At 25.5% G+C, this 21111-nt stretch carries 28 protein-coding genes, 2 tRNA genes and 2 pseudogenes; 14 read left to right on the top strand and 18 right to left on the bottom strand.

The annotated features are described in order from the left end of the window. Positions 1-31 precede the first annotated feature (31 nt). Positions 32-169, bottom strand: coding sequence for a hypothetical protein (locus I5Q57_RS04815; RefSeq protein ID WP_215825477.1), 138 nt, complete (start codon positions 167-169; stop codon positions 32-34). 19 nt (positions 170-188) lie between these two features. Beyond that, the gene (locus I5Q57_RS04810) at positions 189-353 is read right to left on the bottom strand and encodes a hypothetical protein (RefSeq protein WP_215825476.1); all 165 of its coding nucleotides are present in this window, start codon (positions 351-353) and stop codon (positions 189-191) included. Positions 354-698: 345 nt separating this feature from the next. Here I5Q57_RS04810 and I5Q57_RS04805 point away from each other — a divergent pair, with 345 nt between their 5' ends. The 4 genes and pseudogenes from I5Q57_RS04805 to tsaB all read left to right on the top strand — a co-directional run bounded on the left by I5Q57_RS04805 (position 699) and on the right by tsaB (position 2202). Further along, a complete protein-coding gene (locus I5Q57_RS04805) occupies positions 699-851 on the top strand; it encodes a hypothetical protein (protein ID WP_215825475.1) in 153 nt (50 codons plus the stop codon). 15 nt (positions 852-866) lie between these two features. Continuing rightward, entirely contained in the window at positions 867-1148 is a 282-nt protein-coding gene (locus I5Q57_RS09680) for a type III pantothenate kinase (RefSeq protein WP_215825474.1), read from the top strand. A gap of 14 nt (positions 1149-1162) precedes the next feature. Next, a pseudogene (locus tag I5Q57_RS09675) lies at positions 1163-1615 on the top strand (type III pantothenate kinase). After that, entirely contained in the window at positions 1615-2202 is a 588-nt protein-coding gene (gene tsaB / locus I5Q57_RS04785) for a tRNA (adenosine(37)-N6)-threonylcarbamoyltransferase complex dimerization subunit type 1 TsaB (protein WP_215825471.1), read from the top strand. Before I5Q57_RS09675 ends, tsaB begins: the two are co-directional and overlap by 1 nt. Positions 2203-2642: 440 nt before the next feature. On the opposite strand, the gene I5Q57_RS04780 is transcribed toward tsaB, so the two are convergent. Further along, positions 2643-3158, bottom strand: coding sequence for a transposase (locus I5Q57_RS04780; RefSeq protein WP_501985959.1), 516 nt, complete (start codon positions 3156-3158; stop codon positions 2643-2645). 36 nt (positions 3159-3194) lie between these two features. After that, on the bottom strand, positions 3195-3602 hold the full coding sequence (locus tag I5Q57_RS04775; RefSeq protein WP_215825470.1) for an IS1/IS1595 family N-terminal zinc-binding domain-containing protein: 408 nt from the start codon (positions 3600-3602) through the stop codon (positions 3195-3197). A gap of 322 nt (positions 3603-3924) precedes the next feature. Here I5Q57_RS04775 and rsmA point away from each other — a divergent pair, with 322 nt between their 5' ends. The 9 genes from rsmA to I5Q57_RS04730 all read left to right on the top strand — a co-directional run bounded on the left by rsmA (position 3925) and on the right by I5Q57_RS04730 (position 12020). Continuing rightward, the gene (rsmA, locus tag I5Q57_RS04770) at positions 3925-4794 is read left to right on the top strand and encodes a 16S rRNA (adenine(1518)-N(6)/adenine(1519)-N(6))-dimethyltransferase RsmA (RefSeq protein WP_215825469.1); all 870 of its coding nucleotides are present in this window, start codon (positions 3925-3927) and stop codon (positions 4792-4794) included. Beyond that, positions 4784-5779 carry a ribose-phosphate pyrophosphokinase gene (locus tag I5Q57_RS04765; RefSeq protein ID WP_215825468.1) on the top strand — a complete coding sequence of 332 codons (996 nt, stop codon included), beginning with the start codon at positions 4784-4786 and terminating at the stop codon, positions 5777-5779. Before rsmA ends, I5Q57_RS04765 begins: the two co-directional genes overlap by 11 nt. 67 nt (positions 5780-5846) lie before the next feature. Further along, entirely contained in the window at positions 5847-6404 is a 558-nt protein-coding gene (gene pth / locus I5Q57_RS04760; RefSeq protein WP_215825467.1) for an aminoacyl-tRNA hydrolase, read from the top strand. A 51-nt stretch (positions 6405-6455) separates the two neighbouring features. Continuing rightward, a complete protein-coding gene (locus I5Q57_RS04755) occupies positions 6456-7742 on the top strand; it encodes an adenylosuccinate synthase (RefSeq protein WP_215825466.1) in 1287 nt (428 codons plus the stop codon). A gap of 20 nt (positions 7743-7762) precedes the next feature. Then, positions 7763-8311 (top strand): DJ-1 family glyoxalase III, encoded by a 549-nt coding sequence (locus I5Q57_RS04750; RefSeq protein WP_215825465.1) that lies wholly within the window; start codon positions 7763-7765, stop codon positions 8309-8311. Between the two features lie 27 nt (positions 8312-8338). Continuing rightward, positions 8339-9637 carry an adenylosuccinate lyase gene (gene purB, locus I5Q57_RS04745; protein ID WP_215825464.1) on the top strand — a complete coding sequence of 433 codons (1299 nt, stop codon included), beginning with the start codon at positions 8339-8341 and terminating at the stop codon, positions 9635-9637. A gap of 12 nt (positions 9638-9649) precedes the next feature. Next, positions 9650-10495, top strand: coding sequence for a 16S rRNA (cytidine(1402)-2'-O)-methyltransferase (gene rsmI, locus I5Q57_RS04740; protein WP_215825463.1), 846 nt, complete (start codon positions 9650-9652; stop codon positions 10493-10495). A gap of 131 nt (positions 10496-10626) precedes the next feature. After that, positions 10627-10821, top strand: a complete 195-nt coding sequence (locus I5Q57_RS04735; protein ID WP_215825462.1) for a hypothetical protein — start codon at positions 10627-10629, stop codon at positions 10819-10821. A gap of 635 nt (positions 10822-11456) precedes the next feature. Further along, positions 11457-12020 carry a coiled-coil domain-containing protein gene (locus I5Q57_RS04730; protein ID WP_215825461.1) on the top strand — a complete coding sequence of 188 codons (564 nt, stop codon included), beginning with the start codon at positions 11457-11459 and terminating at the stop codon, positions 12018-12020. A gap of 55 nt (positions 12021-12075) precedes the next feature. Here I5Q57_RS04730 and I5Q57_RS09670 read toward each other — a convergent pair whose 3' ends face one another. After that, positions 12076-12210, bottom strand: coding sequence for a hypothetical protein (locus tag I5Q57_RS09670; protein WP_256444872.1), 135 nt, complete (start codon positions 12208-12210; stop codon positions 12076-12078). A gap of 142 nt (positions 12211-12352) precedes the next feature. Between I5Q57_RS09670 and I5Q57_RS04725 the strand changes: the two genes are divergently transcribed. Further along, positions 12353-12811 carry a MarR family winged helix-turn-helix transcriptional regulator gene (locus I5Q57_RS04725; RefSeq protein ID WP_215825460.1) on the top strand — a complete coding sequence of 153 codons (459 nt, stop codon included), beginning with the start codon at positions 12353-12355 and terminating at the stop codon, positions 12809-12811. A 47-nt stretch (positions 12812-12858) separates the two neighbouring features. On the opposite strand, the pseudogene I5Q57_RS04720 reads toward I5Q57_RS04725, so the two are convergent. The 13 genes and pseudogenes from I5Q57_RS04720 to I5Q57_RS09395 form a co-directional block, all read right to left on the bottom strand. Next, positions 12859-13638 (bottom strand): annotated as a pseudogene (locus I5Q57_RS04720) (aldo/keto reductase). A 96-nt stretch (positions 13639-13734) separates the two neighbouring features. Next, positions 13735-13824 (bottom strand) — tRNA-Ser (locus I5Q57_RS04710). A 2-nt stretch (positions 13825-13826) separates the two neighbouring features. Then, positions 13827-13903 (bottom strand) — tRNA-Thr (locus I5Q57_RS04705). A gap of 38 nt (positions 13904-13941) precedes the next feature. Further along, entirely contained in the window at positions 13942-14985 is a 1044-nt protein-coding gene (locus tag I5Q57_RS04700; protein WP_215825457.1) for a hypothetical protein, read from the bottom strand. Next, entirely contained in the window at positions 14972-16219 is a 1248-nt protein-coding gene (locus tag I5Q57_RS04695; RefSeq protein ID WP_215825456.1) for an MSC_0882 family membrane protein, read from the bottom strand. The genes I5Q57_RS04700 and I5Q57_RS04695 overlap by 14 nt, the downstream gene beginning before the upstream one ends. 28 nt (positions 16220-16247) lie before the next feature. Continuing rightward, a complete protein-coding gene (locus tag I5Q57_RS04690) occupies positions 16248-16502 on the bottom strand; it encodes a hypothetical protein (RefSeq protein ID WP_215825455.1) in 255 nt (84 codons plus the stop codon). Between the two features lie 185 nt (positions 16503-16687). Next, entirely contained in the window at positions 16688-17203 is a 516-nt protein-coding gene (locus I5Q57_RS04685; RefSeq protein WP_256444931.1) for a transposase, read from the bottom strand. Between the two features lie 36 nt (positions 17204-17239). Further along, entirely contained in the window at positions 17240-17647 is a 408-nt protein-coding gene (locus tag I5Q57_RS04680; RefSeq protein ID WP_215825454.1) for an IS1/IS1595 family N-terminal zinc-binding domain-containing protein, read from the bottom strand. 72 nt (positions 17648-17719) lie between these two features. Further along, complete coding sequence (locus tag I5Q57_RS04675) at positions 17720-18049, bottom strand: ComEC/Rec2 family competence protein (protein ID WP_215825453.1); 330 nt, start codon at positions 18047-18049, stop codon at positions 17720-17722. Next, positions 18037-18222, bottom strand: coding sequence for an MBL fold metallo-hydrolase (locus tag I5Q57_RS09890; RefSeq protein ID WP_369806573.1), 186 nt, complete (start codon positions 18220-18222; stop codon positions 18037-18039). The genes I5Q57_RS04675 and I5Q57_RS09890 overlap by 13 nt, the downstream gene beginning before the upstream one ends. 253 nt (positions 18223-18475) lie before the next feature. After that, positions 18476-19306 carry an IS1/IS1595 family N-terminal zinc-binding domain-containing protein gene (locus I5Q57_RS04665; protein WP_215825452.1) on the bottom strand — a complete coding sequence of 277 codons (831 nt, stop codon included), beginning with the start codon at positions 19304-19306 and terminating at the stop codon, positions 18476-18478. Positions 19307-19439: 133 nt separating this feature from the next. Next, entirely contained in the window at positions 19440-20393 is a 954-nt protein-coding gene (locus I5Q57_RS09400; RefSeq protein ID WP_246534666.1) for a hypothetical protein, read from the bottom strand. Positions 20394-20427: 34 nt separating this feature from the next. Then, positions 20428-21087 (bottom strand): DEAD/DEAH box helicase, encoded by a 660-nt coding sequence (locus tag I5Q57_RS09395; RefSeq protein WP_246534739.1) that lies wholly within the window; start codon positions 21085-21087, stop codon positions 20428-20430. Positions 21088-21111 lie beyond the last annotated feature (24 nt).

The following is a 21111-nucleotide window of genomic DNA, read 5'->3' as shown; positions in this document are numbered from 1 at the left end:
TAAAACGAGAAATTTTTTTACTAGATTGCCCCTACAATGAAATTTGAATCAATAAATTTCATTGTTCATAATTTAAATGACTTCAATAAATAAAATGATTACGAAAAGCGTCAAAACTTGCACGGCAATTTTTACATAAATATTTTTTTTCCTTCTGAATTATGTCCATTTTTAACGCAATGGTAAGATTAACATTTAGGGCATTTAATACCTTGTGCTCTAAATTTTTGATCAATTTCATTTAAACGTTTTTGTTTTTTTATTAATTCTGCTTGTTGTTTGACTTTTTCATAAAATTCTAAAAATTGATCATCTGTTAAAGTATTTACTAGTTCTTGAATTATTTTTTCCATAATTATTATCCACCTCTATCATATTAAAAATATACCTAAAATTAGGTATATTCAATAAATATCAAGAGTTTTCTACAAAATTAAAAAAAATTTTTCATTGTGTAAAAATTCAATAATATGATAAAATGGTAACGAATAAAAACGACAATAACAAGAAAGGTAGGGTTAGTTTAGTAATTAAATAATATAATTAGCTGATTGTTTTACTTCTTCAAAACAATACCTAAGAAAAATAAACGCGACCAGTTTTTTGCAGTTTTGATTAATAAATGTATAATAAATTTACAATTGAATGAAAAAAAGTCTTTTTCATTCTCTACATCTTTGTTATACGCCCTTTTAGCAATGATTTATTTTTTAGGAGCTGCGTTTTTTCCTAATCTTAATGTGTTGCAATATATTATTTGATTAGCATTAGCAACAAATTATTTACCAGAACTTATGATTACAACTTTAATTATTTTACCAATTGTTAAGGTTATTAATAAAATAGGTTAGCAAAGGAGGATATTTATGAAGTTATTAGTTGATATTGGTAATAGTTTAATTCATTTAGGTGTTTATCAAGAAAATCAAAAAGTATTTTATGAGCAATTATCTAGTAATATTAATGTTGATAAATTATTATCTTGTATGGAAGAATTTCTTGAACCATTTTTATTAAAAATTCAACGATGTATTGTTAGTGGTGTTAAACCGCAATTTAATTCGGTAATTGAATTATTAGTTGAAAAATATTGTTGGAATTATTTACTTGTTGATAGTGTGTTAAAAAAAATTTTAAATTTATTTTAGATGATGTTATTACTTTGGGCGCTGATTTAATAGCGGCGGCGGCAGGGGCTGTTAGTGTTTATCCAAATCGTAATATAATTATTATTGATATGGGGACAGCAGCAACAATTTCGTGTATTAAAGATAATTAGTTTATTGGTGGTGCAATATTGCCAGGATTACTAACAAGTGGTGAAGCTTTAATTGAAAAAGCAGCTTTATTAAAAAAAGATCCTTGATTTTTGCCACCAGAAATGATTGCCAAGAATACTAAAGATTGTTTAAGCGTTGGTATTATTTGTGGTCATGCGATGGCAATTAAAGGTATTGTGGAAATTTATCAAAAACAATTAAAAGATTCAGTAGTAATAATATTAGGTGGTAATTATTTTTTTGTTAAAGATATTTTGCAAGATTATCAATTTATTAATGATTTAATTTTTACTGGTTTAAATATTTTATGAACATTAAATGAAGGCGAGGAATAATGAAAACATTATTTTTAGATACAACAAATGGATATTTAGTAATTATTTTACAAGATGATCGTGGTTTATTAGATAGTTTACAAATTTGAAATCATCAAAAACACACTGAGAAGGCAACAATTTTAATAGATGAAATGTTAACTAATCATAAATTAAGTTGATTTGATATTGATAGTTTATATTTAACTGTTGGTCCGGGAAGTTATACTGGAATTCGGGTGGGGATTACAATTGCGAAAACAATGAAAGCTGTTAATGAGACCTTGCAAGTTTTTGTTACGAATAGTTTATTATTGCAAGTTGGTAACAAGCAGGCGATTAGTGTTATTAATGCTAAAACTGATCAATTTTTTGTTGCGGTTTATGATAATTTTAATCCGATGGTTTTGGAACAAGTGGTTACAAGAAATAATTTATTATTATTGAAAAAAGAATGAAAAAATTTTAAGTTAATTGAAGGTTATCATCGGGTTGATGTAGTAGAAAATTTTTTACAAATTAAACATTTATGTAAAAAAGTAACTAATGTTGATGATTTAGAACCATTATATTTAAAGGAATTACAACTTAAAAAGCATTATGAATAAAAATAAAATTTTGTTTTAATTTTGTCGAAAACTCTTGATAAAATAAAAAAAATCATCAACTTGATAATTTTAAAAGGCTTTTATATAAAATTAATATTTTTACTTTAATTTTTTATACATTAAAATATAATACCGCTGTTTGTTGGTTTGGAGTTAAACCCTTATGTTGGTATTTTCATTTTCAGAGATTTAAATAATTTTTAATATTAGTAAAAACTAAACCATGATAATGAATTAAGGCTTCTTTAAAACTAGATTGTAATTTACTGATTTTATTTAAGTTACGATAACTAGCTTCAGGATTAATTGTTGTTTTAGTTACACATAAAGTATAATTTGTTTTTAATTTTGTAGAAAACTCTTGATAAAATAAAAAAAAATCATCAACTTGATAATTTTAAAAGGCTTTTATGTAAAATTACTATTTTTACTTTAATTTTTTATACATTAAAATATAATACCGCTGTTTGTTGGTTTGGAGTTAAACCCTTATGTTGGTATTTTCATTTTCAGAGATTTAAATAATTTTGAATATTAGTAAAACCTAAGCCATGATAATGAATTAAGGCTTCTTTAAGACTAGATTGTAATTTAATGATTTTATTTAAGTTACGATAACTAGCTTCAGGATTAATTGTTGTTTTAGTTAAACATAAAGTAGAATTTGTTTGTTTTGCTACTAAAAAATATAATTTTTGCATATCAGAAGTAATAATTGAATTTTGGTTAATTAATTCTTTGTTCATATTTTCAATAACTCATTGTTTTTGTAAACGTTTGGTGTTTGTGGATTTAACATAAATATTGTTATTATTATCAACTGCCATTTGAATACAACATTTAGTATTAGTTGCGAATGGATCAAGGCGAATTCTTCGTGGATCAGTTTTATGTTTGAAATTTCCTTTATGAATTTCTTTAATAAATGTTTCATCGATGTGTATTTTACCAGATAATTTTTTAAATTTTAATTGGGTATTTTATAATTGTTTTTATTTCATTAATTTTTGACGATTATATCAAGCCGTTTTTAATGTAGTTTTAATAAAACGAGAAATTATTTTACTAGATTGCCCCGGCAATGAAATTTGAATCAATAAATTTAATTGTTCATAATTTAAATGACTTCAATAAATAAAATGATTACAAAAAGCGTCAAAACTTGCACGGCAATTTTTACATAAATATTTTTGTTTTCCTTCTGAATTATGTCCATTTTTAACGCGATGGTAAGATTCACATTTAGGGCGTTTAATACCTTGTGCTCTAAATTTTTGATCAATTTCATTTAAACGTTTTTGTTTTTTTATTAATTCTGCTTGTTTTTTGACTTTTTCATAAAATTCTAAAAATTGATCATCTGTTAAAGTATTTACTAGTTCTTGAATTATTTTTTCCATAATTATTATCCACCTCTATCATATTAAAAATATACCTAAAATTAGGTGTATTCAATAAATATCAAGATTTTTCTACAAAATTAAAATAATTTTTATTGTGTAAAAATTCAATAATATGACAGAATGGTAATGAATAAAAATGAAAATAATAGGAAAGGCAGGGTTAGTTTAGTAATTAAATAATATAATTAGCTGATTGTTTTACTTCTTCAAAACAATACCCAAGAAAACTAAACGCGGCCAATTTTTATTAAAAATTTAATAATATTTTATTTACTATGTTATAATTATATAATATAAAAAACTATTATAGGATTTGAAAATGAAACCACAAGCAGTACTTTTAAAATATAATTTACATCCGATGAAAAAATGAGGACAGAACTTTTTAAATAATGAACAAATAGTTAATCAAATTACGAATAGTTTTAGATGCGAGAATACTGATGGCATTTTAGAAATTGGAACCGGATTAGGAATAATGACAGTTAGTCTTTTAAAAAAGGCACAAAAAGTAGTTAGCATTGAAATTGATAAAAAATTAATTCCAATTTTAAATGAACAATTTAAAAATGAAGCAAATTTTAAACTTATTAATGATGATTTTTTAAATGTTAATTTACCATTATTAATTAAAGAACATTTTGTTAATATTAAACGAATTCATATTGTTGCTAATTTACCATATTATTTAACTTCACCAATTTTATTTAAATTATTAGATAATGTTCAATATTTTACGAGTTTTACATTAATGATGCAAAAGGAAGTAGCTCAAAGAATTACTAGTTTACCAAATAATAAAGCATATAGTAATTTAAGTGTAATTTGTCAGTATTATAGTAAAGTGAATATTACTTTAAAAGTAAGTCGTCATAATTTTTTTCCTGAACCTAGTGTTGATAGTTGAATTGTTCATTTTGCTTTACAAAAAAATTATCAAGTTGATAATGAAAGAGAATTTAATGATTTTGTTCGTAAATTATTTGCTATGAAAAGAAAAACTTTACTTAATAATTTAAATCTGATTACTAATCATAAACAAATTTCTGAATCATTAATTTTAAAATTAAATTTACCTTTAACCATTAGAAGCGAGCAGTTAACAATTGAACAGTTTATCAATTTATACCATTTTATTAAAGATAATGGTAATATAATATTAACGAGGAGGTCATTTAATGGCGAATAATAGTTATGAGCATGTTGCTTTTTTTGGATTGAATGCCAGTAAAAAATTAGCACAAGAAATTTGTAATATTCTTAAAGTTCCTTTACAGGAAGCAAAAGTAAATAATTTTGCAGATGGTGAAATTTCTGTTGAATCTTTAATGTCAGTTCGTGGTAAAGATGTTTATGTAATTCAATCAACATCATTTCCAGTTAATGAAAATTTAATGCAATTATTAATTTTTATTGATGCTTTAAAACGAGCATCAGCTAATAAAATTAATGTTGTAATTCCATATTTTGGTTATGCACGACAAGATCGGAAAGCAAAAGGGCGACAACCAATTACTGCCAAATTAGTAGCTAATATGTTAACTGGCGCTGGTGCTGATCGGATTATGTTAGTAGACATTCATTCATCACAAATTCAAGGTTTTTTTGATATTCCTGTTGATGATTTACGATCAAGTCATGATTTTGCGGAATATTTTTTAGAAAAAAAACTTAATAATGTTGTTGTAGTATCGCCAGATCATGGTGGTGTTGCCCGAGCGCGACATTTAACAACTTATTTACCTGGCGAATTAGCAGTTGTTGTTAAAAAACGCCATGAACCTAATGTTAGTGAAGTTGAATTTGTGCTTGGTGATATTAAAGATAAAAACTGTATTATTATTGATGATATGATTGATACGGGTGGTACCATTGTTAATGCAGCGAAAGCATTAAAAGATGCTGGTGCCAAAACTGTTTATATTGCTGCCACGCATCCAATATTTAGTGGTAACGCTGTGGAAGGGTTAAAAAATGCGGTCGCTAGCGGTATTGTGAATGAAGTTGTTGTTACTAATTCAATTGAATTGTTAGAAGCAAAAAAATTTACTGGTTTAAAAATAATTTCTATTGCTGGTTTTTTAGCGAAGATTATTAATGCTTCTATTAATTGTGAATCATTGTCAGAAATATATGCTACTCACTCAAAAAAATTATCAAATTTAAAGGAGTAATAGTTAATTAACTCGCATTCTAGCGAGTTTTGTTTATTTAATGAATTTTTTTCGAAAGGTTAAAAAAATGAAATTAATTGTAGGTCTAGGAAACCCTGATAAAAAATATGTCCATACGCGACATAATATTGGTTTTCAAATTATTGATGCTTTAGTTAAAAAATGAAATATTAAGTTAGATAGTAAAAAAATGGATGGTCAATATGGTAAAACGATTAAAAATAATGAAAGTATTATTTTGTTAAAACCATTAACATATATGAATTTATCAGGATATTGTGTTTCATCAATAACTAATTATTTTAAAATTGCAATATCCGATATCATTGTTATTTATGATGATGTTGATTTACAACTTGGAGTTATAAAATTACGGCATAGCGGTGGTAGCGGTGGTCATAACGGTATTAATAGCGTTATTAATAGTTTAAATAGTAATAAAATTAAACGGATTAAAATTGGTATTGGTAAAGATAATGCTTATGATACTAGTTCTTGGGTTTTAGGTAAATTTACTAATAAGGAACAACCAATCATTGACGACACTGTTAATAAAGTTTTAAATATTATTGATGATTTTGTTGTTGATTTTAATTTTGAAAGAGTTATGAATATTTATAATTAAGTTTTGTAGTAAAATAGAAGTAATAATAAAATAATTAAAGGAAGTAATGAAATGAGAAATACATTAGCAATTATTGGTAGTCAATGAGGTGATGAAGGAAAAGGCAAAATAAGTGATTATTTTGCGCAAAATAGTGCCATTATTGTTCGCTGAGCTGGTGGCGATAATGCTGGTCATACAATAGTTTTTAATAATGAAAAATATAAGTTAAATTTAGTTCCGTCAGGGATATTTAATGGGCAAGCAATTAATATTATTGCTAATGGTTGTGTTATTAATTTAGAAAAGTTAATTATAGAAATTAAAAGCTTACAAGATAAGGGTTTTTTGTGTCGTAATTTAAAAATTTCAAATCGTGCCCATATCATTATGCCATATCATTTAAAAATTGATGAATATCAAGAAGCAAAGCGAAAAAATATTATTGGGACAACTAAAAGAGGCATTGGGCCCACATATGAAGATAAAATCGCAAGAGTAGGCATTAGAATTTGTGATTTAGAAAATCCATTAACATTAAAAGCAAAATTAGAAAATGTTATTGCGATTAAAGAAGATATTTTAAAACAAATATATCAAGATAATTTGCATATTATAGTAGATGATTTATTAAAACAATGTCAAGAGTGATATGCGGTAATTAAACAATATGTTTGTGATACTTCATTATTATTAAATAATTTAATTAAAGCAAATCAAAAAGTATTATTTGAAGGCGCCCAAGGGGTAATGCTAGATATTGACCACGGAACATATCCTTTTGTTACTAGTTCTAATCCCTCAGCATCATCAATTGCTGTTGGGGCAGGAATTGCTCCGTGAATGGTTAATAATATATTAGCAATTAGTAAACCATATAATACTCGTGTTGGTAGTGGTGTATTAATTACAGAGATGAATGCTGAAATGGCCCATACAATTAGAGAAGTTGGTAAAGAATATGGTACGGTATCATTACGACCACGCCGGATTGGTTGATTAGATATTGTTGTTTTACAACATGCAAGTCGTGTTAATGGGTTTACATCATTAGCAATTATGCTTTTAGATGTTTTAAGCAATATTAAATTATTAAAATTATGTGTTGCTTATATTTATAAGGGTGAAAAAATTAATTATATTCCCGCCGATATTGAAGAGTATGAAAAATGTCAACCAGTTTATATGGAATTAGCTGGTTGAGAAGCGGATATTACAAAAGTAAAATCGTGAGCAGAGTTACCTGAAAATGCTAAAATTTATTTACAAACAATTAGTAAATTAGTTAATTTACCATTAGCATTGTTTTCTGTTGGTCCAGATCGCGAACAAACAATTTTATTAACTGAAATATTTTAAGAAAAAAGAGGTTTTAATTAATGGCAACAGTAGCAATTTTTTTAGCAACTGGTTATGAAGAAATTGAAGCAATAACTGTTATTGATATTTTACGAAGAGCAAAAATTAATATTGATATTATTAGTAGTGAAAATAAAGATTTTATTGTGGGTGCTAATAATATTACTATTAAAAGTGATTATTATTTTAGTCAAATGCCTAATGATTATGCGATGTTAATTTTACCTGGTGGAGCGACGGGTGTTAATAATTTACAAAAAAATGAACATTTAATGAACTTATTAAAAACATTTAATGAACAAAATAAATTTATTGCTGCGATTTGTGCTGCCCCGCAAATTTTAGGATTGTTAGGCATTGCTAATAATAAGAATATTAGTGTTTATCCTGAGTTTTTCAATGGTTTAGAAACTGCTAAAATTATTAGCAGTGAAGCGGTTGTTATTGATGGTCATATTATTACGGCATCATCAGCTGGTGTTGCAATTAAGTTTGCTTTACAACTAGTCGCAATATTAACTAATGATAATATTAAAGAAATGATTACAAAGCAGTTAGTAATTTTATAAATCTATTTCCATAAAGGAGGAATAAAGATGATTAAGCGTTATCAAACAAAAGAAATGAAAGTGATTTGAAGCGAAGAAAAGAAATATGATACTTGATTAAAAGTAGAATTATTAGTGTGTGATGCCTGAGGCAATTTAGGATTAATTGATAAATCTGATTTAAAAAAATTGAAAAAAGTTAAAGTTGATTTAAAATTAATGAATAGTTTAGAAAAGCAAACACAACATGATATGGTTGCTTTTACAAGAATGTTATCACATAGTTTAGAAAATGAAAAACGCTGAATTCATTTAGGATTAACTTCAACTGATGTTGTTGATACCGCCCAAAATTATTTAATTAAGCAAGCAAACGATGTTATTGCTAAAGAACTGCAAAAATTATTAGATAATTTAAAACTAAAAGCGTTAAAATATCGGAATTTAATTTGTATTGGCAGAACACACGGCATATTTGCCGAACCGAATTCTTTTGGTTTAAAATTTGTTTTATGGTATGAAGAAATTAATCGGCAAGTGGAAAGATTTTTGTTAGCGCGTAAGCAAATTGAAGTTATTAAAATTTCTGGTGCGGTTGGTAATTATGCGAATGTTGAACCAGTTGTGGAGGATTTTGTCAGACAAGAGTTAGAATTAGGGGTTGATAATATTTCAACACAAGTAACCCAAAGAGATCGGCATGCGTTTCTTTTTAGTGTTTTTGCAAATATTGCTTCCACATTAGAAAAAATTGCTCTTGAAATTCGTCATAGTCATCGAAGTGAAGTTGATGAAATTCGCGAAGGATTTTTATTAAACCAAAAAGGTTCTAGTGCGATGCCTCATAAACAAAATCCAATTGGGAGCGAAAATATTTGTGGGTTAGCGCGTCTGATTCGTGCTAATAGTGTTGTTGCTTATGAAAATAATTTGTTATGAAATGAAAGAGATATTTCGCATAGTTCTAATGAAAGAATAATTATTAGTGGAACATTTTCATTATTACATTTTATTTTAAAGCGGATGAATGCGATTCTTAATCTTTTAGAAGTTAATGAAAAAAATATTGCTTTAAATATTGAAAAAACATTTAATACTTTTTTTAGTCAAAGATTATTATTAGAAATTATTAAGAAAACCCAATTTTCTCGTGAAGAAATTTATGATTTTTTACAAGAGTGTACTTTCGCTAGTTTAAAAGAAAAACGAGATTTTAAGGAAGTTGTTAAAGAATATAAAATTTCTAAATATTTAGATGATAAGCAATTAGAAAAATGTTTTGATATTAATTATTTTGTTCGTAATGTTAATATTATTTATGAACGGGTTTTTCCTAAAAGAGAATAGGGTAAGATAATAATGATTCAGAAAAGTTTTCGTAATGAGCAGTCATCACTATATTTAGTAGCAACACCAATTGGCAATTTAAAAGAGTTAAATAGTCGGATTGCAGAAACTTTACAATTGGTTGTTGTAATTTTTTGTGAAGACACAAGAGTAAGTAAGAAAATATTACAACATTTTAATATTAAGAAAAAACTTATTTCGTTACATCAACATAATGAAAAAGAACGAATTGATTTAGTATTACAATTTTTAAATAATAATCAATCAGTTGCTTTGCTAAGTGATGCTGGCTATCCATTAATATCGGATCCCGGATATCAATTAGTCCAAGCAGTAATTGCTAAGGAATATAATGTTGTTAGTATTAGTGGTTCTAGTGCGTTATTAAATGCTTTAGTTTGTTCGGGATTACCACCATATCCGTTTTCTTTTTGAGGTTTTTTAGACCGCAAAGTAGAAAAACTTAAACAACAAGTTGAACAATTAAAATATCGTTCTGAATCGTTAATTTTTTATGTTGGCGTGTATCATTTAGAAAAAACATTAAGGGCAATGAAAGAAATTTTAGGTAATCGCGATGTTTGTTTAGCAAGAGAGTTAACAAAGATGTATGAAACTATTTATCGAATGCCATTAAATGATATTATTAACCTTGATTTAACTTCATTAAAGGGTGAATTTGTGTTAATTGTTAAAGGATATGAGGTGGTGGTTGATTATCGTTCTTTAACTATTAAAGACCACATTATCTTAGTAGCTAAAAAGCAAAATATTACTATTAAACAAGCAATTAAGGAAGTAGCAAACATGCGAAATCTTCCTAAAAGTCTTGTATATCAAGTCTATCATCAAGAGTAGCCTCAGAAGCAGAAATGTTGACATTTTCCTATTTTTAATGTATATATTAACGAGCTAAAGGTATAAAATAGGAAAAGAAAGTTTCAGTTTATACTGAACAAATTATTAAAAAAAGAGGGAAAAATATTAATATGAATGGAACAAATCGTTTATTAATGGCTTTAACTAGTATTACATTATGTTTAGGAACAGCGACAATCGGTTTAGTTGCTTGTTCAACAGGGACAGTTACTTTTGATAAAATCACAAGTCAAGAAGCAATTGAACAGCTTAGAACAAGTTTTGTTAATACTTTAAAGACAAGAATTAAAACTTTTGAAACTTAATATGATGTACAAAAACAAGCATTTAAAGCAGTAAAAGGTAAGATTGATAACCTAATTAATATTATAACTATTGGAGAAAATAATGATACATTATTACTAGAATTTAAAATACAATATGATGCGATTAAATAAAATGATACAGTTGTTGTAATTAAAGAGTTAGCTGAATTTGAAAGTCAAAAAACTAGTGCTTTAAGTTATGTTAAGGCTCTTGAAGACTACCGAGTTAGAAAAGAAAAAGCTTTAAATGATAAATTAGCTGAGAAGGATGAAAAAATTACTAAATTAAATGACCAAATTAAAATATATACAAAACAAGTTAAGTTAATTACTGATTTAGTTGCTACTTTTGGTAAAGAAGGTAGTTTAAAAAAACTTAAAAAAGTAAAAGAAGAAGCGAAATTCGAAGAACAAGTTGATCATATTAAAGCTGAGTTTGAAAGAATAATTAAAGAAAAAACTAAGCTTAATACTGAAAATGAAACAAATAAGCAAGAAATTAAGGATGCTAATGAGGCTTTAGATGCTTTACAAATAGCGATTGATACTGGTAAAGCCGTTAAAATTGAATTAGAAACTGCTGTTGATAACTTAGAAAAGTTAATTAACGACTTCAAACAATAAGAGGCAATATTATGATGTTTAAAAATCTTTTAAATATTTTAAATCTTTTAATTGTAGCTAGTTTTACAGTTGGGGCAGGGGTTACTTTAACAGCGCAAGCTGTTAAAGCGCCAATTACCACAGAACAAAACTTAATTGTTAAAGATATTATTTTTGATGAAATTGTTAATAAGACTTTATTTCGCGTTGAAAAACAAATTTTAGTGAATAAAATTAATGATTTGACTAATCAAATAAAAAATCTTGATAAAAATATTGATTTAACTATTGCACAATTAGAAAATATTAAGGTCGAATTAGAAATTAAGATTAAAAAATACCGAGATGAATTAGCACTTTTAAATGCTGATTTACAAAAATTGGATGAGTTAGTTAATAGTTTTGGTAAAAATAAATTAAAGGATATTAAACCTTTTACGGGTTCTAAAACTGATTGAAAGGGTAAAATTGCCCATATTAAAGCTGAATTTTTACGAATAATTGGTGAACGAAAAGATTTAATTAAGGAAAATCATAGTTTAATAATACAACTTATTAAATTGTATTGGATGCATAAAGTTTTGTTAGGTGGGTAAAGATTCACATTAGGGCATTTAATACCTTGTGCTCTAAATTTTTGATCAATTTCATTTAAACGTTTTTGTTTTTTTTATTAATTCTGCTTGTTGTTTGACTTTTTCATAAAATTATAAAAATTGATCATCTGTTAAAGTATTTACTAGTTATTGAATTATTTTTTCCATAATTATTATCCACCTCTATCATATTAAAAATATACCTAAAATTAAGTATATTCAATAAATATCAAGAGTTTTCGACAAAATTAAAAAAATATATTTGAATTATTTTGATAATTTATTATATAATTATATTATGAAGAGAAAACAACAAAAAGGCGGTCTAACGAATGACAATGATAAATCATCTAGATCTATTATATAAAATCTCGCAACTTAAAGAAAAGTTATACATTGACTTATTAAGAAAATTAGAAATTAAAAATCTAATGCCTGTACATATAAATATTTTATTAGTAATTGATAAGATCAAAGATAAACCCATTATTGTTAATGTTGCAAAAGAACTTTGCAAATCCAAAGCTGACACATCAGCCGTGATATCAACATTAGTTAAAAAGGGATATATTACTTGTAAAGTTCTTGCTAATGACCGTCGTTCAAAACTATTAACTTTAACTCCTAAAGCACAAGAAATCATTAAAAAGGCGGCATTAATCAAAGAACAAATTGATAGCATTTTGTTAAATAAATTAAATAGTATTGAAAAAGATATGCTTCATTCTTATTTATTAACCGCAGGAAACAATTTAGAAGTAGCTTTAAAATCTGACTCTTCATTAGTTTAAAGCTAACAATATATTAGAAAAAACCTTGTAAAATTACAAGGTTTTTTCTAATTTCCAAAATAAAAATTATTAGGATCAGGGCCTTTTCGTGATTGTGGTAAACTATCAATTCACTTCATATGTTCATCACTAATTTTAAAATCATCAATCGCACTATTTTCAATAATCCGCGTCTTATGCATTGACTTGGGAATTATTAAACTTTGATGTTGATAAGCTCATTGTAAAAATAATTGTTGAATTGTTTTATTATATTCACGAGCAATCTGCTCACAAGTTTCTGGTAAAGAGTCATGATATTTCATTGTTCCTCAACCAATAGTTACAATATTATTTTTTTGATGATATGCCCTTAATTCTGTTTGATTTAATCCCGGATGAAACTCAATTTGATTAGCAACTGGCAATTCTTTAGCATCTTGTTTTAATTGTTCTAACTGCTCAATATTAAAATTACCAACACCAATCACGCGAGCTTTTTTAGCGCGATATATTTCCTCTAATACTTCTCAAGAAATTTTACGATTATTTCACGGTCAATGCATTAAAAATAAATCAACAAATTCCAAACCTAATTTTTATAATGAGCTATCAATCTCTTGTAAATACTGTTCTTTTGTTAATTCATTATCTCAAAGTTTAGTCGTAACAAAAATTTCACTGCGATAAATCTTACTTTCTTTAATTGCTTGCCCAACGATTTGTTCATTCCCATAAATTTTAGCCTTATCAATATGACGATAACCCTGATTTAAAGCTTCTAAAATCACTTCCTTACCTAATTCATTATTTTCAATTTTATATGTTCCAAAACCAATAACTGGCATCATAATACCATTATGTAATTTAACTTTTTCATCTAAAATAATCCTTTTTTTAATAAAAACCCCTTTATAAATATTTATTTATTATATTTCATTTTATGGCGGAGAGTAAGGGGTTCAAACCCGTGGAATCCTTTCGAATTCATCACCTTTCCAAGATGACTGTTTAAACCACTCACACAACTCTCCAATGGTTATGGTTAAGATAATTGAACTCTTGACCTCACCCTTACCATGGCTGTGTTCTACCGACTGAAATAAACCAGCAATTGATATTTCTTTCTTCATTATAACTTGTTTGCGATATTAAATAAATGATAATAAAATCTCATCTAAATTTTCTCACTCATCTTGATAACAAAAAAGAAAATTATTTTTAATATTTAGTTTCTTTTTTACTATTAGTTTATTAATCGCATTTTTAAAATATTCATAAGCTACTTGATTTTGCTTTATTCGCAAATCAACGCCTTCAATTAGTCCTAACCCCATAATAAAAATTTGTCCATAATATTCTTGTTTTGTAATTTTAGTAATTGTTTGTCGCCATAATGGATATTCATTAGTATTTTGGCAAATAACTATTTGTGAATTTTTATGAAAAGAACTAGCGCCCATGCCAACACCTAAATAATTTTGTAAAGTTCAATAACTATATTGATGTTGCGATTTAATGCCTCTATTAGTAATAAAATTATTTTTCTCATAAGGTAAATAACCATTTTGTTTTAAAATATTTTTCAATCATTGATATGTAATCACAACACAATTATTATCAGCTTCATAATAACTAATATGATTAACAGGCAATTTTCTTAAAATATTTAAACCATTTTCAATAACAGCTTTAGAAGAACCTTTTAAATTATAAAATAAATCAATTGCTTGATTTTTAAAACCACTAACTAATGCTTTATTAATTTGCTTAACATAATTAATATTATCACAATAATTATTTTGTAAAAATACCGCCCAACTAAATGAAATTACTTTTCATATTAACCGATTAACACCATAACTATTTCATAACAAAAATAATTCATAAGTATTATTACAATGTAATTCTAAATTATATTCAATAATATTCCTTGCTAATGGTTGTAATATATTTAAAATTCGCTGTCATTGTTCAAAATCAAGGTCACGAGAACAATTAACAGCAATATATATTGTTTGTAATTGCTGTAAATTTTCTCGCTCACAAATTATTTCTTGTTCAATATTATCAATAATAATATTAAAATCTTGTTTAACAATTAATTTTTGATTAATATTTTGCAAGTGATAATTTCCATCATTACTAATAAAAAGATTTACAAATAAATGAAAATACATTTTAACTTGAAGCAACCTTATTTTTTTTTCTTCGTAATAATCAAATCGGAATCGCAATAACAAAAAACATAATCGCAATAATTGTTAATCAAGTTCATAAACAGCGACGATTTATTATTCGCTTTAATTCATGCATTTCATAAGGATTAATAATTTCATAACCATAAAAACCAATAATATTAGCTTTTCTTTTACGAACAAAAATAATATTTAATACTTGTAAAAAAAATAAGGCAAATAATATTCCTGTTAGAATAATAATTTCTGTTATTAAATCTCTAATCGTCATATCTAAAATTAAAAAACCAAAAAGTTTTGGCTGTGTTGCGCCTGATAATCCATAAAGAATAGCAATAATTGCAGCACCAATAATATACAAAGGAAAAGCTACTCAATTAATAATAATACTACGGATATGCATTTTTCGATAATTAGCAATAATGAAATTAGGAATAACGTTATTTCCTAATTTAGCTTTTTTTAAATATCCTTCCACTTCTTTTTTAATTTTAATTCAATCAAACAAAGAAATAAAAAATAAACCTAATGACACAACACATAACGGTATCATCAAAGTTGGATGCGGAATTAAATTTTCATTGTCAATAACAATATTTTGTTGCTTTAAAAATCACAAAATTAATGGTATTGACGAAGCAATTATTCCTAAAAAACCAATAATCATTATTAAAACCAAACGATATTTTTCATTACGAACCTCATTAGCAATTTCTTTAGGAATAGTTTTTAAACTTAAAGGACGATACGGTGTCTCTTGTCCTCGTGGTTCATCATATGATAAATATGGTTCTTGATATGCTTTTTGATATAAAGTTGGACTATAATCATTATGATTATCCTCTAAAAAATCATTAGGTGATGAATCTAAAATTGGTTGTTGTGGTTGAGGATATTGATAAGAGGTTATTGTTGGCGAATTTTGTTGGTACGGACTACCCCCCAATTCACGACTATAACCATTTTTAGGACTATAAACTCTTGCTTTTGGTAAACTATAATTTTCTTCATAATATGGTGGCGGTTCTTTATTAATACCAGAATTAAAATATTTTTTATCATCAACTGTAAACTCATAACGATTAATTACGCGGGGAACATCATTTTGCTTTTTTTTTCTTTCATAAGGAAAATACGGATCAAGTTGCTCTGCCTTTAATTTATTATCATTAAATCGTTTTTGTTCTGCTTTATTAAAAAACTTATCCATTATTTTTTCTTTTCATGACATATCTATTGCCTACCTTATAAAAATATAACTATTTATTTTTTAATGCTTGCCCCATTTTAATTACTTCTGATTCAATATTATAAATTAATTTTTCATTTTTAAATTTTTCTCAAGCTGAATTTTTCAGGTTACGATTGCGATAGTTAATAACCAATAAAATTGCACTAATAATTGCAATAAATACTACCCCAATAATAATACAAGAAATAATTAAATATTGAATTGCTAAATTTTGTCCTAAAATATTAATATAATCTTTTTCATTAGTTAAAAATCCTTGCAAAATAATTACCTTCTTTATGATTATCTTTAAATTACATAGTAATTATATCGTAATCATTAAATTTTTTAAATAATTAATAATTTTATTTTAATTTTGTCGAAAACTCTTGATAAAATAAAAAAAAATCATCAACTTGATAATTTTAAAAGGCTTTTATGTAAAATTACTATTTTTACTTTAATTTTTTATACATTAAAATATAATACCGCTGTTTGTTGGTTTGGAGTTAAACCCTTATGTTGGTATTTTCATTTTCAGAGATTTAAATAATTTTGAATATTAGTAAAACCTAAACCATGATAATGAATTAAGGCTTCTTTAAGACTAGATTGTAATTTACTGATTTTATTTAAGTTACGATAACTGGCTTCAGGATTAATTGTTGTTTTAGTTACACATAAAGTAGAATTTGTTTGTTTTGCTACTAAAAAATATAATTTTTTCATATCAGAAGTAATAATTGAATTTTGGTTAATTAATTCTTTGTTCATATTTTCAATAACTCATTGTTTTTGTAAACGTTTGGTGTTTGTGGATTTAACATAAATATTGTTATTATTATCAACTGCCATTTGAATACAGCATTTAGTATTAGTTGCGAATGGGTCAAGGTGAATTCTTCGTGGATCAGTTTTATGTTTGAAATTTCTTTTCTGAATTTCTTTAATAAATGTTTCATCGATGTGTATTTTACCAGATAATTTTTTAAATTTTAATTGGGTATTTTATAATTGTTTTTATTTCATTAATTTTTGACGATTATATCAAGCCGTTTTTAATGTAGTTTTAATAAAACGAGAAATTATTTTACTAGATTGCCCCGGCAATGAAATTTGAATCAATAAATTTCATTGTTCATAATTTAAATGACTTCAATAAATAAAATGATTACGAAAATCGTCAAAACTTGCACGGCAATTTTTACATAAATATTTTTGTTTTCCTTCTGAATTATGTCCATTTTTAACGCAATGGCAAGATTCACATTTAGGGCATTTAATACCTTGTGCTCTAAATTTTTGATCAATTTTATTTAAACATTTTTGTTTTTTTATTAATTCTGCTTGTTGTTTGACTTTTTCATAAAATTCTAAAAATTGATCATCTCTTAAGGTATTTACTAGTTCTTGAATTATTTTTTCCATAATTATTATCCACCTCTATCATATTAAAAATATACCTAAAATTAAGTATATTCAATAAATATCAAGAGTTTTCTACAAAATTAAAAATTTAGGTTTAATCTTATTTAAAAATGACAATGAACTTGATGTTTTACTACCATGATGGGCTACTTGTAAAAAATTAACTTCTGAAAGCAAATTCTTTTTTAATAACTCTTGTTCTACTTTCTTTTCGGTATCGCCTGTTAATAAAAACGGCTGATTTTGATAAACAAAAGATAATACTAAGCTTTGATTATTTTCATCTTTACTTGAATTGCTATTAATAAAGTCCTGAATTTTATAAGTTAAATTATCAAATGATAAACCTAAGATATTATCACTTGGCTTAACGTCTTGCACAATAATTTTTAAATCTTTCATTGCTTTGGTCGTTTTTTGCTTGCTTTGCCTTGATAGCGTTCACAAAATGAACGACTACCATAAATATTTTTAACATTAACCACATTAACAATCGTTTCTAAATTACTTGTATGGTCAGTATGATCGTGAGAAATAAAAATTGCATCTAATTGATTAATTTTTAGTTTTTTTAAATAATTAGCAACAATAAAAAATTTTTTTTAATTTTGTCGAAAACTCTTGATAAAATAAAAAAAATCATCAACTTGATAATTTTAAAAGGCTTTTATGTAAAATTACTATTTTTACTTTAATTTTTTATACATTAAAATATAATACCGCTGTTTGTTGGTTTGGAGTTAAACCCTTATGTTGGTATTTTCATTTTCAGAGATTTAAATAATTTTGAATATTAGTAAAACCTAAACCATGATAATGAATTAAGGATTATTTAAGACTAGATTGTAATTTACTGATTTTATTTAAGTTACGATAACTAGCTTCAGGATTAATTGTTGTTTTAGTTACACATAAAGTAGAATTTGTTTGTTTTGCTACTAAAAAATATAATTTTTGCATATCAGAAGTAATAATTGAATTTTGGTTAATTAATTCTTTGTTCATATTTTCAATAACTCATTGTTTTTGTAAACGTTTGGTGTTTGTAGATTTAACATAAATATTGTTATTATTATCAACCGCCATTTGAATACAACATTTAGTATTAGTTGCTAATGGGTCAAGGTAAATTCTTCGTGGATCAGTTTTATGTTTGAAATTTCCTTTATTAATTTCTTTAATAAATGTTTCATCGATTTGGATTTTACCAGATAATTTTTTAAATTTTAATTGGGTATTTTCTAATTGTTTTGATTTCATTAATTTTTGACGATTATATCAAGCAGTTTTTAATGTAGTTTTAATAAAACGAGAAATTATTTTACTAGATTGCCCCAGCAATGAAATTTGAATCAATAAATTTCATTGTTCATAATTTAAATGACTTCAATAAATAAAATGATTATGAAAAGCGTCAAAACTTGCATGACAATTTTTACATAAATATTTTTGTTTTCCTTCTGAATTATGTCCATTTTTAACGAAGTGGTAAGATTCACATTTAGGGCATTTAATACCTTGTGCTCTAAATTTTTGATCAATTTCATTTAAACGTTTTTGTTTTTTTATTAATTCTGCTTGTTGTTTGACTTTTTCATAAAATTCTAAAAATTGATCATCTGTTAAAGTATTTACTAGTTCTTGAATTATTTTTTCCATAATTATTATCCACCTCTATCATATTAAAAATATACCTAAAATTAATTATATTCAATAAATATCAAGAGTTTTCTACAAAATTAAAAAAATTTTTTAAATAAAATGCCTCCAATCAAAGTTATTATATATAGATTTATTCTATCAAAAACTTTACAATAATGTAATCTTCTTGTACATAATCAATGTATTTTCCCAAACCAATAAAATTATAAAGTTTTAAATATAAATTTGGTAAATTGTGATTAATTTTATTATCTAAAAATAAAAATTTAGCAATTTTTAAATTTTGTAAATCATTCACTAGTTTACTTTGCATTGTTTTATCCTCAGGAATTGACCACCAATATTCTTTACTTGCAGCATCATATTTCGTTTTCTTACCATATTTACTACCGGCAACATCAGCAAAAATAACTGCTTTTGTTTGATCAAAAGTTAAATGTCCCGCTTGAAAAGCAATAATTCTTAATTCACCTAATTGTTTAATAAAATTTACGCGGCGAATTGCACATAAGGCTTGACGAACAGTAAATATTGATTCATAAGCTAACAATAGACACAACAAAAAATTATGTTCATTAACTAATAAGGTTTCATTTTCTAATTTATATTTTAATATCATTACTAGTTCATTAACAACTAATTTATTATGATTAATAAATTCTACTACTAAATCATCAATTGCTAAATAATTAGGAAATACTTTTAAAAAGGCTTTCATACTAGTTACTTCATATAAAAGCGAACAAATTAATAAATTATCATATTCATAATTAATTGCTTCATTATTAATTTTTTTTAACAATCGCTGATAAAAATAATTTATTAAATGATAATCATTAAGAAATAAAAATTGCTTTAAAAGATTTTTATTACGATTAGAGTCATTAATACCATTTGCATAAACTTTAATATCTTGACCAATTTTTAAATAAAAATCATTTAAAAAATTATAAAATTCCCATAAGGTTAATTCATAATCTTGTAAAATTTTAACTAAACCATCAACACCATAAATCCGGTAATAATGTTTAATAACTAAATGGATGCGTTTTTTATTTTCATATCATTTTTGTAAGTTTGCCAAAATAACTTTTTGACTGCGTTTCTCTAAAGTAATCTTACACCCTATAGGGTAGACTGCTATTACCACCTAAAAATGCTTTATTCCTTTCTAAATTAGAATTATAAAGATTTTTAATTCCCGCAGTAATATCATATTTTTTATCAACATTAGCAATTAAATCATAAACTTCTAACTTGTTTTTACTATCAGTTTTTCTTAAACCGCGACCTAATTGTTGTAAATAAATAGTTTTTGAACTTGTTGGTCGCAACATTATAATTGTATCAATTTGCGGAACATCAATGCCTTCATTAAACATATTAACAACACATAAATAATTAATTTTACCCTTTTTAAAATTATTAATAATTGTTGTTCGCTCTTGGGATACTTCATTAGTTAAATAAGCAGCCTGTAACCCTTCCTTTTGAAGAAAATTAGCAACAATTTTAGCATGCGTTGTTGTGATACAAAATACTAAACAAAATGGTTGAGCATAAATACCAATATAATTATTTATCACACTAAATAATAATTTATTGCGTTCACTAGTATTCAACTTCTTAAACAATTCAACATCATTATTTAAATCAATACCTTCAAGATTACTACTAATATCATCAATACAATAATAGTCAAATGGCGATAATAAGCGTTGATTAATAGCATCTCACAATCGTAATTCATAAGCAAATTCATTATCAAAATACGGCATAATTAACTTATTATCTTCCCTTTC

It is taken from the genome of Spiroplasma endosymbiont of 'Nebria riversi' (assembly GCF_018831625.1).
GTDB lineage: Bacteria > Bacillota_I > Bacilli_A > Mycoplasmatales > Nriv7 > Nriv7.
Note: the sequence above shows the minus strand (reverse complement) of the source record. Positions and strands in the feature narration are given on the sequence as shown.